Source organism: Paenibacillus sp. MBLB1832 (genome assembly GCF_032271945.1).
GTDB classification, from domain to species: domain Bacteria; phylum Bacillota; class Bacilli; order Paenibacillales; family NBRC-103111; genus Paenibacillus_E; species Paenibacillus_E roseopurpureus.
Map to the genome: position 1 here is coordinate 2,951,176 of NZ_CP130319.1, position 17,438 is coordinate 2,968,613.

Annotated in this window: 17 protein-coding genes and 1 riboswitch; of the genes, 4 read left to right on the top strand and 13 right to left on the bottom strand. The window is 45.7% G+C overall.

Going from position 1 to position 17,438, the window contains the following annotated elements; all coding sequences use genetic code 11:
* Positions 1-4: 4 nt before the first annotated feature.
* The 6 genes from MJB10_RS13070 to MJB10_RS13095 all read right to left on the bottom strand — a co-directional run bounded on the left by MJB10_RS13070 (position 5) and on the right by MJB10_RS13095 (position 8,424).
* A complete protein-coding gene (locus MJB10_RS13070; RefSeq protein WP_314795272.1) occupies positions 5-664 on the bottom strand; it encodes a hypothetical protein in 660 nt (219 codons plus the stop codon).
* A 241-nt stretch (positions 665-905) separates the two neighbouring features.
* Complete coding sequence (locus tag MJB10_RS13075; protein WP_314795274.1) at positions 906-2,660, bottom strand: sensor histidine kinase; 1,755 nt, start codon at positions 2,658-2,660, stop codon at positions 906-908.
* Between the two features lie 120 nt (positions 2,661-2,780).
* Entirely contained in the window at positions 2,781-3,494 is a 714-nt protein-coding gene (locus MJB10_RS13080) for an MOSC domain-containing protein (protein WP_314795276.1), read from the bottom strand.
* Positions 3,495-3,608: 114 nt separating this feature from the next.
* Complete coding sequence (locus MJB10_RS13085; protein ID WP_314795278.1) at positions 3,609-4,256, bottom strand: CAP domain-containing protein; 648 nt, start codon at positions 4,254-4,256, stop codon at positions 3,609-3,611.
* Between the two features lie 6 nt (positions 4,257-4,262).
* Positions 4,263-4,394: riboswitch (cyclic di-AMP (ydaO/yuaA leader) on the bottom strand.
* A 110-nt stretch (positions 4,395-4,504) separates the two neighbouring features.
* Positions 4,505-5,803 carry an NCS2 family permease gene (locus MJB10_RS13090; protein WP_314795280.1) on the bottom strand — a complete coding sequence of 433 codons (1,299 nt, stop codon included), beginning with the start codon at positions 5,801-5,803 and terminating at the stop codon, positions 4,505-4,507.
* A 143-nt stretch (positions 5,804-5,946) separates the two neighbouring features.
* Positions 5,947-8,424 (bottom strand): S9 family peptidase, encoded by a 2,478-nt coding sequence (locus MJB10_RS13095; RefSeq protein WP_314795282.1) that lies wholly within the window; start codon positions 8,422-8,424, stop codon positions 5,947-5,949.
* A 142-nt stretch (positions 8,425-8,566) separates the two neighbouring features.
* Between MJB10_RS13095 and MJB10_RS13100 the strand changes: the two genes are divergently transcribed.
* Together MJB10_RS13100 and MJB10_RS13105 are read left to right on the top strand one after the other, a co-directional pair.
* On the top strand, positions 8,567-8,791 hold the full coding sequence (locus tag MJB10_RS13100; RefSeq protein ID WP_314795284.1) for a hypothetical protein: 225 nt from the start codon (positions 8,567-8,569) through the stop codon (positions 8,789-8,791).
* A gap of 241 nt (positions 8,792-9,032) precedes the next feature.
* Positions 9,033-9,206, top strand: coding sequence for a hypothetical protein (locus MJB10_RS13105; protein WP_314795286.1), 174 nt, complete (start codon positions 9,033-9,035; stop codon positions 9,204-9,206).
* Positions 9,207-9,279: 73 nt separating this feature from the next.
* On the opposite strand, the gene MJB10_RS13110 is transcribed toward MJB10_RS13105, so the two are convergent.
* The 3 genes from MJB10_RS13110 to MJB10_RS13120 all read right to left on the bottom strand — a co-directional run bounded on the left by MJB10_RS13110 (position 9,280) and on the right by MJB10_RS13120 (position 11,300).
* Positions 9,280-9,942 carry a hypothetical protein gene (locus MJB10_RS13110; protein ID WP_314795287.1) on the bottom strand — a complete coding sequence of 221 codons (663 nt, stop codon included), beginning with the start codon at positions 9,940-9,942 and terminating at the stop codon, positions 9,280-9,282.
* 101 nt (positions 9,943-10,043) lie between these two features.
* A complete protein-coding gene (locus MJB10_RS13115; RefSeq protein ID WP_314795289.1) occupies positions 10,044-10,187 on the bottom strand; it encodes a hypothetical protein in 144 nt (47 codons plus the stop codon).
* A 96-nt stretch (positions 10,188-10,283) separates the two neighbouring features.
* Positions 10,284-11,300 (bottom strand): Gfo/Idh/MocA family protein, encoded by a 1,017-nt coding sequence (locus MJB10_RS13120; protein WP_314795290.1) that lies wholly within the window; start codon positions 11,298-11,300, stop codon positions 10,284-10,286.
* A 146-nt stretch (positions 11,301-11,446) separates the two neighbouring features.
* Between MJB10_RS13120 and MJB10_RS13125 the strand changes: the two genes are divergently transcribed.
* Complete coding sequence (locus MJB10_RS13125) at positions 11,447-12,604, top strand: glycosyltransferase family 4 protein (protein ID WP_314795292.1); 1,158 nt, start codon at positions 11,447-11,449, stop codon at positions 12,602-12,604.
* 14 nt (positions 12,605-12,618) lie between these two features.
* A complete protein-coding gene (locus MJB10_RS13130; protein WP_314795294.1) occupies positions 12,619-13,923 on the top strand; it encodes a UDP-glucose dehydrogenase family protein in 1,305 nt (434 codons plus the stop codon).
* Positions 13,924-13,996: 73 nt separating this feature from the next.
* Here the strand turns inward: MJB10_RS13130 and MJB10_RS13135 are convergent, their stop codons facing one another.
* The 4 genes from MJB10_RS13135 to MJB10_RS13150 form a co-directional block, all read right to left on the bottom strand.
* The gene (locus MJB10_RS13135; RefSeq protein WP_314795295.1) at positions 13,997-14,800 is read right to left on the bottom strand and encodes a metallophosphoesterase; all 804 of its coding nucleotides are present in this window, start codon (positions 14,798-14,800) and stop codon (positions 13,997-13,999) included.
* Positions 14,801-14,967: 167 nt separating this feature from the next.
* Positions 14,968-16,182: a hypothetical protein gene (locus MJB10_RS13140; RefSeq protein ID WP_314795297.1), complete on the bottom strand. Its 1,215-nt coding sequence runs from the start codon at positions 16,180-16,182 to the stop codon at positions 14,968-14,970.
* 130 nt (positions 16,183-16,312) lie between these two features.
* Positions 16,313-16,858 (bottom strand): GNAT family N-acetyltransferase, encoded by a 546-nt coding sequence (locus tag MJB10_RS13145; protein WP_314795299.1) that lies wholly within the window; start codon positions 16,856-16,858, stop codon positions 16,313-16,315.
* A 39-nt stretch (positions 16,859-16,897) separates the two neighbouring features.
* Positions 16,898-17,350, bottom strand: a complete 453-nt coding sequence (locus MJB10_RS13150; protein WP_314795301.1) for an SRPBCC family protein — start codon at positions 17,348-17,350, stop codon at positions 16,898-16,900.
* Positions 17,351-17,438: the final 88 nt, after the last annotated feature.

A 17,438-nucleotide genomic window follows, 5' to 3' on the forward strand; every position in this document is an offset into this window, starting at 1 on the left:
TCCTTTAGTCTTCTGTACGATATCGTTGTTGGATCAGTTCCATCCGCGTCTGCAATTCCATTAGATCCTTCTGCTCTATTGTTTCAACATAATCAGAAAGCTTCGAATTAATATCCTTGATGCCGGTTAAGAGAAGTCGACGATTCAGCCGCTTTGCTTCTCCGCCTAGTTTCAGGAACGGATTAATGGCACTGTTCAAATCCTTGAAAATTAATCGTTGAATATTATGATTCATACTCGCATCATTGAGCTCTTTCAACTGAGGAATTAATCGACCCACACGGGAAAGCAAGCTTAGTGTTTTTTCGACGATTTCATTATCTAGGGTATTTTTCTGTCCTTCTGAGATGATCGTCTCTTCGATCACATGGATATATTCGGAAATCGGATCCCAGAATGGATCATTCTCCAGCCCATGTTCAACTTCGCTTGTCGTCGTTAAAGGAACAGCTGGCCGAGCAGCAACTGTGGGACGACTTGCGGGTTCTTGAATGCGATTGCCTTTCACTGCAATCATGTGGCGACTAAGTAGAATAAAACTGCCGATCGATATGGAAGTAGGTACTAATAAGTTCAGTGAACTGGGTAAAAATCGCGCGGTTAAGAGGCTGACGACATACCCTGCAATCGAAATGCCTGCTGCAATTCGTAATGGCTTCTGCATGATGGATTCTCACCCCTGTTTCATCTTACAACCTTCTAAAATCATATCTCCCCTGGCGGTCGATGTCAATTTAAGACAAATGGTGACGCTTCTCTAAACAGAGATTCGTCACCATGTGCTCTTTTTCATATGTTTTCCCTTATAGCCTTTTGTTACTTTGCGGTTCTGCAACGCAACACTTATGATGTGAAACATATAAGCGCTTATATTTGAAAAAGACCGCCCAATAGGCGGTCTCAGCTCATTTTTCTTGTTTAAGGGGGATGGCAATCGAGAAGCGAATCCCATCGTCTAACAAACTATAGTCGATTGTGCCGCGGTAGCGTTCAATTAATTGTTTAATAATATGAAGGCCTAATCCTTTATTTTTCTTACCATGCTTCGTTGAAAAGCCAGATTCAAATAACCTGGATTGGATATCGGAACTTAACGGATTGCACGTATTTTCAACTTGTAAAAATAATTGATTTGCTCGGACAGCTCCCTCAACACTCACTCTTCGCTTCTCCATAGGCAGCTCGATCGTCGCATCAAATGAATTATCGATTAAATTACTGATGATCCGCACGAGATCCGTTGTTTTAATTGTCGTTAACTGCAAGTTGGCCATATTCGTAAATTCCACTTGCATATCGATGTTATGCACTTCGGATTGCGCTAATTTCGCTTGTATAATGCCGCTAAGCGCCGGGATATTGATCTCAACCGCTTTAATTTTGTATTCCATCATCTTAGCATCTTGAATCAATGGCGTAATATAATCGTTTAAACTATCGTACTTTTGCAATTTGATCATCCAGGAGATCGCGGTCAAATGATTAATAATATCATGGCGTTGTTCTTTGATCGATTGGACAATCGAATTGATGTTGTCTAGATACACGTCTTGAACTCTTCTGACGGCGCCTTCATTTTTCCTGCGTGTGATTCGAAATAGGACTGCGATCACGAAGCCAGCGAGTAAGGTGACGACAATCATAAAAATGACAACATCACGAAGCTGCTGCTTCAGCGCCATTTCGATCAAACTATAGTCCGTGGCCACAACGACAATTTTAGGCAATTTATCTCGGGTGTACTTCAAATTCGATGTATCAATCGGTGTAACACTCTTTAGAATGGATTTCCCGCCCACGGTAACCGTGTAGAAAATCGTAGATTTTGTTTCAAGCGCTTCTTTTATTTTGGACTCTTCCGACTCATCGCGGTAAGTATAAGAGCCATTCTCAACTACGCGATCCGAATACCAAGAGACCCTATTGTTAGGTAAGGGGCCCTTTTGGAAAAGCTTTTCCGGATTGAGCACGGCGATCTCTAGCAGATTTTCATCTTGGGTTCTCATCATATCTTGAATACTCACATCCACACCGACTTTAGCTCGGAAATGAGTCAAAGAGTCCGTCACATTCACAAATGGATTAATGATGTAGTTCGTTGTCCCATCATAATATTCTCCCCATTTTCGAATGCTGGAACCGTCAGTTGAAGCTGTACTAATCGGACCACTCCAATAATTCTCAAGTGTCAAGCCAATTCCTACATCGACAGGCTTCCTATCCGTGAGTTGCAAATGTGCCAAATATACGTTACCCCACGTCTTGGAACTTGCATTGATTTCCTTCGGATCGGAGGAACGAACACCGACGAAATCATCGCCTCGTCGTTCGAATAAGGTGATGCCCTCCAAATTCAGCAATTTAGCCAAGTTTTCTAGCTGCTCATTCGTGACATTGTGAAAGTCTGCATCCAATGACTGCTTGATCGCGATAGAAGTTGATCGCAAATCTCGCGCCAGCATCTCATCAAAGACGGCTTCACTTTCACTCTGATTGACAATTTTTGAAGCAATAGTCGACGTATAAATGTTAATTTTCTCTTTCTGATGGGAGACCAGAAGCGATTTGGAATGTTGATAGTAGGTAATATTCAGGCCGATTATGGCGATGAGAAAAATTAGTATCGTTTTGAACGGGAATTTATCTAATGATGCAAACATATGTAATGTAACTCCCTCGGCAATCTTGATGTCCTTCTATTATAGTAGAATTTTGTCGAAATTTGCACATGAATCTACTAGGGAAGATTTGGAACCCTATATTCGATGAGAATTATGATCTTACTTAACAATTACGGCGTCACCAAGCTGAATGCGACCTGGTTGAATTACAGATGCGTACACACCAAAGTGTAAATCAAAGGACTCATTGACATGTCTCAATACAGCTGGATCCTTCTCTAACGTCGTAGGGTCCACTGTAATCATGACACAACGTTCGCAATAACTGTCAACTTGAAAGATGACTTCTCCGATCGAAAGCTGCTTGCCAATCCAGTCGCCTTCTTGTACGGATTCATCGTTGACCTTCACAACGAAATTACCGCGAAATCTACGCTGGTCCAAATCTTTTTGGCATGCAGCCTCTAGCTTACGCAAACTTGCATCCGTGACAAGTAGAATACTGGCGCCATCAACCGATAATAAATGTGGATGCTCGGGATGAGCTTCCTTTAACCGTGACATGGTGATTGGCGTAGTTGTTAGGCTTTGTATTTCGGATAGCAACGCTTCGTTCCATCCGAATGTTTGGCCGTTGGCCGATGTTACTTGAATCTCGCCGTCCTGAAAGCTAGCCTGATAGGTTAACATTTTCGGAATATTCCGAGCGGTAACATACCGCGACCATCCCGATTTCGTCGTATCATAGAAAGTGCCATGACGATCACCTAACATGCCATAAGGTTCAATCTGACATTCGGATAAGCGTTCCCCAGCAAAAGATTTAATGGGATAACGGTTGATTTCTGTAATATGACCAACGATTGAATGCATAAGATTGAGCTCCTCCCGATCGCTAAAATTGCTTCAGCTTATTGTATCATGTTTAAAAAGCAAAAAAACCAGTGAACGTCGGAAACGTTACTGGTTTCTTCATCTTGCCTATTTTTACGTACTAATAAACTCTTGGACCCACTCGCCATTATAATAAGCGACACCAATTTGTGTGTAATTCGGACTTAGAATGTTTTGACGATGGCCAGCACTGTTCATCCATGCCGTCATGACGGCTGCTGGCGTTTGTTGACCCTTGGCAATGTTCTCGCCTGCGTACGAATAGCTAATCTCGTAACGGTTCATCATATCAAATGGGGAGCCATACGTCGGCGACGTGTGATCGAAATAGCCATTGTTGTACATATCTTTGGCCTTGTCCAACGCCATGGTTGTGAGGGCGCTATTAACGGTTAACGCTTTGAGCCCAGCTTTCGCTCTCTCCTGATTCACTAACGTCACCACTTGACTGGCAAACGTAGATTGCGAAGGCGTCGTCACTGTGTTGGATCCAGTCCCTGTCCCTGCCGTTTTGCTCGGAATAGTGACGTGCATACCCGACCAAATCATATTGGGGTTGGCGATCTGCGGGTTTGCTTTAATCAGTTCCGTCAGACTTACACCATATTTCTTAGAAATTAACCACATCGTATCATTCTCTGATACTGTATGTGTTGCAGTCGCGGCCATTGCCGCGTTAGCTCCGACAAGTAAACTCAAACTAAGTGCACCTGTTGCTGCCCATTTCATGTAACGCTTCATGTTGAAACCTCTCCTTTTTACGGCCTGCGAGGTTAGCTGTCGGATTCGGGTCAAAGAGTAATCACCCGGCCGCAGAAGCGGCTTCACCCCAAAGTTGGGTCCCCCGTGTTTCCTATGAAACTTCGGCCTTTATGTTGTTTGTGACCCGTTTGGGTCTTACAAAGTGTAACATGAGAGACGGTTTCAAACATGGCTCAAAATATGCCAATACGTCGCAAGTCAGGCACCATAAGGGTTTATGGATCGGCTTAATGAGTGAAAAACACGATCTGAACGAAAAATAAGACCGCAAATAAATAGAAAATGGGATGCACATCCCGACGCTTGCCTCTAACCACTTTGAGAATCGGATACACGATAAAACCAATCCCGATCCCCGTTGCGATACTATAGGTAAGTGGCATTAAGACCACAATGAGAAATGCGGGAAACGCTTCCTCCAGGTCATGCCACTCAATTTTGCGAAGCACATTCATCATGAGAAATCCAACTATGATTAACGTCGGCGCTGTTATCGCGGGAATGCTGGCAAGCACGGCAACAATTGGGGAAAATAACAAAGTTAGCGCAAGCAGCACACTAACGACCACGGCTGTCAAACCCGTTCTGCCTCCAACAGCGACACCTGAGCTGGATTCAATATAGGCTGACGTTGGACTTGTCCCTAGCAGTGCACCTGTTGTTGTCCCTACTGCATCGGCTAATAATGCCCCGCGCGAACGCGGAAATTTGTTGCCTTGCAGCAACCCAGCTTGCTCAGCTACCCCTAACATCGTCCCTGTCGTGTCGAAAAGGGTAATCAATAAGAATGTGAAAATGACCGTGTACATACTCCCTGTGAAGATATCGCTTAGATTAAGCTTAAAAGCTGTTGCCGATAGCCCAGAAGGCGCTGCAAGGATAGCATCAGGCATCGTCAGCAAACCCATCATCCAAGCGATCACTGCGGTAATTAACATGCCGAAAAACAAATAGCCACGAACTTTATAAGCTAATAAAATGAGGGAAACGATCAATCCGATTAAGGTCACAGCTGTCATCGGTACTCTCAAATCTCCCAACGTCAGCAAGGTTGCTGGAGAGGCGACGATGATTTTCGCATTTTGCAGGCCGATGAAGGTGATAAAAAGCCCAATACCAGCCGTGATGGCATGCTTCAAACTGGCTGGAATAGCGTCAAGCAAGACGTAGCGGAACGATGTCAACGACAGAATGATAAATAAGATTCCTTCAATGAAGACAGCCCCTAAAGCTACTTGCCAATCAACTCCCCCGCCGCCAACAACTGTAAAAGCAAAATAAGCGTTTAGCCCCATGCCAGGCGCGATAACGATCGGATAGTTTGCAAAAAGACCCATAATCAATGTAGCTATTATGCTCGCCAGCACCGTTGCCATAAACACGCCGTGAAAATCCATCCCTGTTGTACTCAATATGCCTGGATTCACAATAACGATATAGACCATCGTCAGAAATGTGGTCACTCCCGCGATAATTTCAGTCGAAATGCTCGTACCTCGTTCTTTCAATTTAAACAAACGCTCCATGCAGGCGCCTCCTGAGAATGAGATACGTTTATTCTCCCCAATATTTGGATTGTTAGTCAGCAAAACACCTCCTATCATGCACTAGCGCATTCATAAAAAGAATGCCGCTAGCTCCGATAACAGGAGGTGTTCGTCTCACCTATTTAGTTCGCCGTTTCTGTGCTCTTCGTCTTCTTGTTCTTTACATATTTATTAAGAAATTGAATAAGTGCTTGATAGAAATCACGTTCATTTTCTGGCTTGTAGAAACCATGTCCTTCACCTTGCTTGAGCATGTACGGCACATCCACGTCTAATTGGCGCATGGCTGCGACCATTTGATCGGATTCTGCCTTATTCACTCTAGGATCGTTCACACCTTGTGCAATCATGAGCGGTGCTTTGATTTGATCTGCATGTAAAAGTGGTGAAGCAGCTTCGAGTCGTGCTTTATCTTTGACGGGATCACCAACTTCTTGGTACATTTCTGGACGACTAAGCTCCCAATAAGGAGCCATCGTATTCAGGAATGTGAATAAATTCGAAGGTCCGACTACATCAACACCTGCTGCATACAAGTCCGGCGTGAATGCCAGGCCCGCCAAAGTGGCATATCCGCCGTATGATGCGCCATATATCGCAATTCGCTCAGGATCGGCAGTTCCTCGCTTGATCAGCCAATTCACGCCGTCCGTGATGTCGTTTTGCATGTTTCGTCCCCACTCTTTATCCCCTGCGTGGAGAAACTCTTTGCCATAACCAGTTGAACCACGATAATTCAACTGAAGAACGGCGTAACCTTGGCTCGCCAGCAATTGAACATCTAGATCAAAACCCCAGGAATCGCGTGCCCATGGGCCGCCATGCGGATGAACTACAACGGGAAGCTTAGAAGGTGGCAATCCTTTCGGCAATGTCAAGTAGCCGTGAATAAGGAGTCCATCTCTGCTTTTGAAGGAGATAGGTTGCATGTCAGCCATTTTCGTCGCATCCAAGTAAGGATTGATGTCAGCAATTTTATGTAGGGAATGACCTTTACGACTGTAGTAATAGTAACTACCGTACGATGTATCATCATTCGAATACACTAAGAAGTTCTCTTTATCGACGGAGCCAAGAATTTTCCATTGCGTCGTTTTCAGTAAGGATGAAATTACGCCAGCAACTCTTTCAAAGCCAGCATCTAGATAATTCGTCTGAATGTCATCTCCTTCGTAGGAGACAGCAAGAATGGATTCAGTCGCATACGAGACTAAGAAGTCATCGACATCGTATTGATCGTTCATATCAATGATCTCGGTTTCCTTCTTCAATATCGGATCATACACCACGAGCGCTTGTTTATCCCGGCCCACATCAGACACTGCGAACAGCTGCTTATTATCGAAGGAAAACATGACGGGAGCAAACGTATCCTTCCGATCGAAAGTTGCAATTTGATCAAAGGGTTTCGTCTCCTCTTCCCGATAAAGAAGTGTCTTCTTCTCCCCGTCTTTAGCTAACGCCGCTCTAATATGCCCATAATTATCCGTCAAATAAAACGCAATGTTCCCTGGATTCGTTTCTTGTACGGACAATTGCCCTGTTAGCAAGTTAATGCGATATACATCCATGATCTTCGGATCGCGTTTGTTCATGGTGACTAGAATGTCAATATCGCTCTCATTTTTACTTGGAATCACATCCAATAAGTCCGCCTTGACGTTGGGAAACGGCGTCAGATCCTTGTCACTTGAACCATCTATTTGGAGCGCACGGAGATGTGTATTCTCTGTTCCACCCGTATCCACAACGTAGACCAGCACGTTATTCGTAATCCAGAATATTTTGCTAATATATTCATCCTTGACGTTCGTAATTTGCTTACTCGCCGTTTCGCCTAGCTTCTGAATATAGATATTCATACGGTTATTGTCCGAAGGATGCAAATAGGCCAAGGTTTGGCTGTCTGGTGATAGTCGCATTACTGCTCTGTCTGGCAGACGTAAGAAATCATCCAAGGAGGTCTCGCCCGAAGTAGCAATTTCCTTTTGCGCCAGTGTACGAGAAAGGAATAAAACAAGCTGCGCACGCGTTACAAGATCCTGTGGCATATACGTAATTTGATCCGTTATGAAATTTTGCTTCAGCTTCACCACATCATCATGATGCCATTTCCCAATCTGGGCTTCGTCCTTCAGCCACGCCTGAATGCCATTGTCCTTCAGTTGGAAGGCACGTACGAGCAAGCTAGCCATCTGTTCACGCGTTAAGAACGAATCTGGTTCGTACATCCCATTATTGCCTTCAACAATGGCATGCTCCTTCAACGCATTTACAGCATCCACATAGGGGCTTTTCTCGGTAATATCAAGGAAACCATTCAGCGCTTTCGGCTTATTCAAATGTAACGCTTTACTCAACCAAACGGCTGCATCCCCGCGAGTAATCGCGTCATCGGGATGAAAGCTTCCGTCATTTTCCGCTGTAACGATGCCTTGTTGTTTCAATTTCGCAATTTCTTGACTTGCATAATGGCTTTCGGAGACGTCCGGATAAGCAAGATCACTACCGCTCGCCTGGGCGCCTAGCGGAATCGCAGCCATAGCAATCCATGCCGCTGCCATGGTGGAAACGATTCCTTTTGTTAAAAAAACCTTCATTGTGTTCCTCCTTGTCATCTGCATACAACATACCTGCCCCATTATATACCAAATCAGGTTATAATCATAGATTCATAGCTTGCATATCGTAGACATATATATGTGCATAAAGCATTACAACTAGAAAGCGAGGATTAAGCGGATGAAAAAGTTATTGAGATCAGATGGTGATTTATTCGCTGCAGCCATTTCCCAATCCACGGTTTCTGTATGGCAGACGGATGGGAAAGGTAAATTAGTCCAGGTGGATCGAGGCATCATTGAGGAGTTTTCGCCGAAAACGGTCCGGATGAGCACGGTAACGGATGAAATCGCCTTCTATTTTCGCGATGATGGGACTATGTTTTATGTCGAAATTTCATTTTAAAAAATCAAGTTTCCGATGGGACAAAATATTGACTACAGGAAAAAATCAACCCTATTGGGTGCCCTATGGAGAAACATGTAAACCACTTTTTGGCAGGTCAGAATTTCTCTGGGTTTCGACAAAAGAATTGATTTCGCATGCAACGAAATGACATTCTTCGCTCAGCGTTTCCCCTATAATACTAGTATGCGTGATGGTAGTTCACCAACGAATTGTGTGTACTTATAGGAGGATGATTGATATGGACGAGCAGTTCATCAAAAGGTTACATTCACTTAATCGTCGCGATTCATTACGTTCTTTACTGCTCATTGAAGGTGTACGTCTAACGCTTCGGCGGAAGAAACAAATCAGTTTGTTCAAACGTTTATTTCAGCGAAAAAAGCTGTCGGTCACAGCTAAAGGATGGAACTAAACGTCGTTCATATAGATATGCCCTCTCCGATCAATGGCTATTGAACGGGAGGGCATTCGTTGTTTATGTAAGTTCACGCTAAAGCATCAAGTATATGCTTCACCAATGGTTTCAGCGGATTGCCGATGTTCATGCCGAGTTCTTGCTCCATGCGTGATGCTGCGTTCACCATGGAAAGCTGGGCCACCGAAATCTGGATATCTGGTTGATCCTCGTGTAATTGTTCAATATAAGAACAAATGACCTTCTCATATGCCTCTTGCTTCCCCTGCATCAGAAGATCGAACGTGTCCTCGATGACATGTGATTCCAAATGCAGGAGTGATACGCCCTGCTTGTCTGTATGCGCCATGAGTCGCTCGATCGTCCCCTCGACGGTCGCGGGATTTGTAAAGAGCAGCACATGAGGCTGATTGATCGCAGCTAGCTGTGCAAAGAAGGGCTCGTCGATTTTAATAATGGGAACTGTGGGCTGCAGCTGCTCTTCATCCAGAAGTGCGATGTAATTCGTACATGTTAGGAGTATCGCATCGACTTGATTCCCCATGATCCATCGCAATTGCTCCGTTACTTTGGATGTCGCTTTCTCCGCATTAAAGCTTGAATCGTTCGTAATTCGGCTGATTAAGCCAGGATCAACGTAATGGACGAGTTCCAGCTCATAGGTGGCAAGAGCCTGTTGGATATACGCAATATTCGAATAATGTGCGTGTAAACAGCCGATCTTTTTTCTCATCGTACGCTCCCCTTCAATGATAAGGCATGACAAAGAGCCATTATGCGCTCGGTTTCCCTAGCATACAATGGCCGCTGATCTTCTGGCAATATGCCTCTACCTTACTCTTCGTCTATTAGCAACTCACCGTTGAGCTGATCCGCGTAGGAACGAATTTGATCATAATCCGCATCAGCCTCTACACCCTTCAACTGCTCAATTTCTTGCAAGATCGCTTCCAAATCTCGATCCATCTCGTTTGGCATCTTGTCAGCCCCTTTCATCCTGTAGGTTTTCCAACAATGTCGCGCTTATCCGATATTATGCTTGACATTTTCGATGTATACGAGATTTAGAAGGAATTAACGATAAGTGATGCGTTTACCTGTTCGTGAAGATTCGTAAATATCCATGACGAGTTCAAAAGCCTTATAACCCTCTGGCCCATTCAGCCAGTACGGACGCATTGTAAGAAGATGCTCATAGAAATCAGCGATTTGCTTGCTGTGGCTGATGCCCCAGTAAGATTTCGCACCCAAGTTATTGGCTTCTGGGGAAGAAAGCAATGTCTGCACATCATCGATGACCTGGTACAAGGTATCACCGATCATCACCAGCTTGCCCTTTTCAAAAACAAGCTCGATCTCCGGCGGAGAATTCACCCCATAGGCGTTCGTCGCATAGAACACGGCCGTTGCCCCGTTTTTGTAAGTAAGATGTACATGTACGGTATCTTCCACCTCAATGACATCTTCCAAGGAATCGTTCGACATCGTTCCTTTGACGCTGCTTACCTCACCGCCCAGCCATTGCAATAAATCTAGCGTATGAATGGATTGGTTGATGAGTGCGCCGCCTCCTTCTGTGGCCCACTTCCCTTTCCATGCGGTTTCATAATAAGCGGCAGTTCGATTCCACGTAACAATGCCTTTGAGACAAAGCAGTTTGCCAAGTTCGCTGGATTCCACTGCCTTTTTCATAAGTCGAGATGCGGGGTTATAGCGGTTTTGAAAAATAACACCGAGCTGTACCTGCGAATAGGTTTCTGCGGCTTGTAACATCGATTGCGCAGCTGCTTTCGATTCCGCCATCGGTTTTTCAGTCAATACATGCTTGCCTGCCTTCAGGGCGTCAATCGCCATAGGCGCATGTTGGTAATGGGCTGTTGTGATATGTACGACGTCAACGTCTGGATTCGCTAGCATGTCCACATAATCCGTATAGTAAGCACAACCGTAGGATTCGGCTGTCGCTTTCGCCAGATTTTCATTCGTATCCACAACGGCGATAAGTTTGGCCGTAGGAATTTCGGAAATCGCTCTCAAATGTACGCCAGAAATGGCTCCACAACCGATTAATGCAACACCAATTTGTTTCATGATATCCCCCTTTTTTCCTGCATATCTAAATTGTAAAGCTTTATGCTCGGAAATGGAAGTAACATAATACCTTTATATGCCATTAACATTCTCCGAATAATTTGATGCTACGCTTATCTTAAAAAGGACCTGCAGGAGGGGTACGTATGCGTCTTGCGTTATTTACCGATACTTTTGTTCCGCAAATGAACGGTGTAGCACTTACGCTTGGACGGTTTTCTCAATATTTGCATCGCCGAGGGGTTGAGCATCTCGTATTCTCTCCAAAATCTTCGGCGGATCCAGGTTATTCCGATGATATTCGTCCCATTACCAGCATTCCTTTCTTCCTCTATCCCGAATGTCGATTAGCGCTCCCCAATCTTTTGGCTCTACGAGCTGAACTCGATCAATTCCAGCCGGATTTGATGCATTTGGCAACCCCTTTCAACATTGGATTATGCGGTCTTCATTATGCACGGAAGCATCGCATTTCGCATGTTGCCTCTTACCATACCCATTTCGACCGTTATTTGAGTTATTATCGGATGAAAGCAGCTGTCCCCTTGTACTGGTCGTACATGAAATGGTTCCATCAATCCTGTGACGCGACATTCGCACCTTCCCAGGATACGATTTCAACGTTACAAGAACAAGGTATCGATCGCTTGCTGCTGTGGTCGCGAGGGATTGATTGCACGTTATATGATCCTCTTAAAAAAAGTGCGGATGTGCGTACCCGATACGGCATCACGGCACCATATCTCTTCTTATATGTTGGCCGCGTCGCGCCTGAAAAAGATATCGATACACTGATTGGGATTATGAGAACACTCCCCGATTCGATAAAAAATCAAGTTCACTGGCTAGTCGTCGGAGACGGCCCACAACTTCCTGAATTGCGCCAGCAAGCACCCAAGAATGTCACTTTCGCTGGTTATCAATCTGGCGAGACGCTTGCGCAAATGTACGCTTCTGCCGATCTTTTCGTTTTCCCGTCGAGCACGGAAACTTTCGGTAATGTCGTCCAAGAGGCCATGGCCTCGGGACTGCCCGTCATTGCAGCGAATAGCGGCGGCGTGCGCGATATCGTGCTGAATGGCCAAACAGGCGTACTCTGTACGCCGCGTCAGCCACAATCTTTTGTACAGGGCATTGCCTCTTTACTCGAAAATCCCGATCGCATGACCAGCTTCGGTGTTGAAGCCAGAAATTACGCGCTTGGACGCTCATGGGACCGTATTTTTGACAACCTGCTCCACGACTACGAACAAATCGTTGATTTTCGCCGAATTGGCACCAAATCTGGTTTCTACTCCGCGTAAAGGTGGGTTTGCACATGCGTATAACGATTGTAGGAACGGGATATGTGGGGTTAGTGGCGGCTGTGTGTTTGGCGAAACAAGGACATCAAGTGACGGCAGTCGATCGTGAGCCTGTGATTAGAGGATTAAGAGCTGGAGTACTTGGGATTTGGGAGCCAGGGCTCGAAGAATTATTTGCCGATGGACGTGCAAGCGGAAATTTACGCTGGGAGACGGACGTCGTTCGCGCAAGTCTGGATGCAGAGGCGCTTATGCTTGCTGTAGGAACACCTACGCGTCCTGATGGTCACACCGATCTGAGTCAACTTCATGAGGTGTTGGCAAAATTCATGCACCATGGCGATTGCCCGCCTCTTATCATTGTGAAGAGTACGGTTCCCGTGGGCACCTGTGATGAGCTGGAAGTTAGTCTGCGCGAGACAGGTCTGCGTACTGAAATTGTGAGTAATCCCGAGTTTTTGCGCCAAGGCAGCGCCATTCAAGATTTCATGTATCCGGATCGGATCGTTGTCGGCTGTCAGTCCCCTTATGCGGAAGCTGAACTCCGCCATTTATATGCGAGAATAGATGCTCCTGTGCAAGTCTGCGATCGGCGCAGTGCAGAGCTGATTAAATATGCCGCGAATACGTTTCTAGCGACCAAAATCTCATTTGCCAATATGATGTCCGATTTGTGTGAAGGGTACGGAGCTGATATTCGCCAGGTTATGGCGGGCGTTGGATCGGACCGACGAATCGGGCCGCACTTCTTGCAAGCTGGCGTCGGCTATGGCGGCTCATGCTTCTCGAAAGATTTGCAATCGCTGTTAACCTCTGGCAAATTGGTCGGTCTGTCCCTTCCCATGCTGGAGGCGACGGCTCATATTAACGAGCAGCGCATCCCGCGTTTTATTGCCAAGTTAATTTCTTGCTGGGGGAATCTGCAAGGCAAACGACTAGCTGTTCTCGGTATCTCCTTCAAGCCGAATACGAATGATGTGCGTGATGCGCCGTTTCTAACCTTGCTCAAGCAATGCCAGCTTCATGGGATTGCTGTGCAAGCCTATGATCCTGTGGTACAGCATGTGCCGTATGATGGCGTACACGTTGCAGATTCCGCTTATACAGCTTCAGTTGGCGCGGATGCGATTATGATACTCACTGAATGGCCGCAATTTGTAAGCTTGGATTGGGCCCGGATGGCACAAGGCATGCGTCAGCCCATTATGCTCGATGGGCGAAATCTACTGCCGAATAAGGCGGTGGAGCGATTCTTGGAGCATGATGCCGCGGTGTATATCCCTGTGGGGCGAAGCGTGGTTAGTTGTTGGGGAGATTGAGCGACTAGTGAATCGTGTAATAAATAATGGGGAGATTGAAGCGCAGTTGTTAGGCAGGCTTCATCTCCCCTTTTTACAAATAAATATGGAACACCGCAATTTCCGGCGGACAAGCCCAGCGTATCGGAATGCGTGCGGTCCCGAGCCCGCGATTGATATAGAACATTTTACGCGAATCCAATGCCTTCAGGCCAACATGACAATGTTTATACGCACCGATCGTACGGTCCAACAGTCGAATTTGTCCGCCATGCGTATGGCCGACAAGCAGTAAATCCCAAGGAACTTTGCCAGAAAGCGCGGTATGGATAATACTAGGCGAGTGCGCGAGCATGATGACATAGTCGTATTGCTGAATGTCCTCAGCGGTTAACGTTAGCTGTTCTTCCTTGTTTATCGAATTATCAAATCCGTAGATCAAGATTCGTTTATCACTTATTTGGATGGAAGTTCCTTGATTCGATAACACCTTCAAATTCGCGGCTTCTACCATGCGTAGAATTTGCGCATACTCGTCTTGCGAATAGCGTCTTCTTTGCCTGCTAACCAACTCTTGCCGCTCATGATTCCCTGGAACGAAGTAACGATGAGGACATGTAATCCGTCTGACTTCGGCAAGAACATTATGAAATGAGGGCAAACGTGATGCCAAGTCTCCTGTAACCATCACATAACCCGGCTTAACTTTATTCACCAGCTGACTTAACGACCCATTCATAAATCGTGTGCGTCCATGGAGATCCGTAATTTGCACCACGGTCAATTTGTTAGCGGAAGGTTTTCCAAGATGAACATGTGTATAGTGAACCCACAACGTACTGATCATGAGCAGCAAACAAATAAGTGCAAGTAATGCAAATATAAGAATAACGATCATGCCTCACACGTTTGCATGTGTATTGTTAATGGCATTAACAATTTCAAACGAACACCCTCCACAACTTGATGATCTTGTTAATATACATCTTTTTCTCATTTAATTCCATTTCGGGCGCGATCAGCTGGAATTTTCATTCTCAACGCAAAAACCGCGCTAATTGCTCTCTATAGTCTTACCCATTTGAACCCTTGCCACGTTTGGATGTAATACCACGTCTGTCCATTCGGAGCTATCCATTCCCGCAGTGCGGTAACGGTCTGTTGCGAGAACGTCAGTGCTGTTTCTGGCCTCGACGTATCCTCATATGGCTTGTCTAAGACAATAGACGTAAGCATAAGTTCAATACGCTTTTGACTAGCTGTAACACCAAACTTCTGATCATGCTCGAAATTACCAGTTAATCCGCCTGCTATTTCCAGGGAAGGATTCAGCCACATGCCATTTTTCATACCAGACACAATCGTAAAATACCAATCGCCCCATTTTCCAATCACATGTACATCTTGAGGAGGCACCTCGCCATACTTATCGTCTAAGTAACCATTAGGGATTTTGTAATAGTGAAAAGGAACAGGCATCTCGATCACTTGATCAACGCTATCGACGCGTTCAAATCCCAAGCCGTAATCGCTGGTCTGGTAGATCCAACGCGGTCCTTTCGGTGTTGAAATCTGGTACCACACACTCGCCCCTGCCATACTTGTACGCATATATTTTCCTAAAGGTTTGATGACTTGAGGTTGAATCTTGTTCTCGCTCTTAATAGGCTTGTCAAATGGATATAAGTAGACTTCACTCTCTTGAGGAATTGGAATAAGTCCCTCGACCTGCGCTCCATTGTTCCTTGCGCCATATTTCTCCGCATAATGTTCAGGACGTATCCATTGATCCCCAAGCCACGAAGTATGAATGAGATACCAGGTTGCATCTATCCGGCATGGCGAATAAGGGTCGCAAGCGGGCAATGAGGCGAAAGCCTGGACCTTTTGTGGGGCTAACGTATACGGTGTCACGACCGATGGTGCCTCGTACAGCGCGGTTTCATCTTCAAGCAGCGTTAAGTTTTGCTCCTCATACGTTAACTTCCCATACTTATAATTGCCTTCCTTCAAATTGATCCATACGCTGCCCAGCCACGTCTCGATCTGCACCTTGTCCATGTTCGTGATATTCAACAGTTGATCGCACCGAATCGGAGCAAGATGAACGGACTGCAGCGCGCTTAGCGCCCCCAAAGCTTCCTTAGGTTTTGTTTCTTTCGTCGGATACAACGTAAATTCGTCGAGCAGTGTTACATAGGGCATCTCGCTCGATGAGGCAAAGATCTCCTCGGCAAATGTATGTTGAGGAACAGAACACACAACGATTGCGCCAATCATTAACCACGTTAACTTTCTTTTAAAAATGTGAATCAGCTCCTTTGTTTTAGTTAGACGTGGTCGATTGGTAAAAAGTTCCTAAGAAAATCCCCACGGAACCTGCGATGTGCAGGTTCCGTGGGGATTTTCTTCATTCCATCGCGGCATTGCGAAGCACCATATGAATATGGTCCTCCCATACGCCATGTATTTTCAAATATTTGTGTGCCAATCCTTCGTTGTAAAAACCAAGCTTCTCCACGACCCGCAAAGAAGCCGTGTTGCTAGGCATAATATTCGCTTCGATACGATGGAGCTTCATGACGTCGAAGGCATACGTGATAACGGCTTGGATCCCTTCGGTCATAAGGCCTTGATTGACAAGCGTTCCATCCATTCGATAGCCTAAATGACACGATTGAAAAGCACCTCGCACGACATTGCTTAACGCAATCGAGCCAATGATCCGCTCTTCATATAGCATCCACACTTTAAATAAATGCCCATCTTCGATCAGTTTTGCCTCAATATTTAATAATTCCGCATGAAACGCCTTCGTATAATAGGCCTCGTCCCGCTCCATTTCCCATGGCGCAAGAAACGTGCGATTGCGTTTCACATAATCCACAACCAACTCACTGGAAGATGGTCCTAGTTGAACTAAGGACAGCCTCTTTGTGGTCAAAATGTCTTTCATCTGACTAACTCCTTATACAAGTACGATGATGTCTATGAGCTACTTTTGACGATGCGCATAGGGCGCTTTATCTCCAACCAGATTCAACTGAATCCCGTGTTCCAGATACGCTTTAAGTCCGCACAAAACGATCGTAAAGCCTTCGGTCGCGTCGAGCGCTTGACGCACGGCTTCCTCTTCACTTCCCCTGAACTCGGTGCTCGTGATCGTCACGAAAGTTGTGTTATCCGCTTGAGCGGCGAACGTCCATTCGACATGATAACCAAAATCAATGACAATCCGTTTGTTGACCTCCAGCGCTTTCACCAAAATCTCGGCGGATGCACCGTACATCTCCCATTCCCACTGGACGCGGGCGCCCTCTACTAATCGTCCGCTTCCTTTGGTAAACCAGAATTTGGTCGTAATCGCAGGGTCGATAAAAGCTTCAAATACCTCTTGGACGGGCTTTCGTATGAGCATTTCTACTCTGGCTACTGGCGCCTGTGACATGGACTGAACTCCTCTCAAGATCTATTTCTTCCATCATATCACAGGAAACCGTCCTCCCCAAAATGGAAAAGCAGCTCCCCCAGTAACG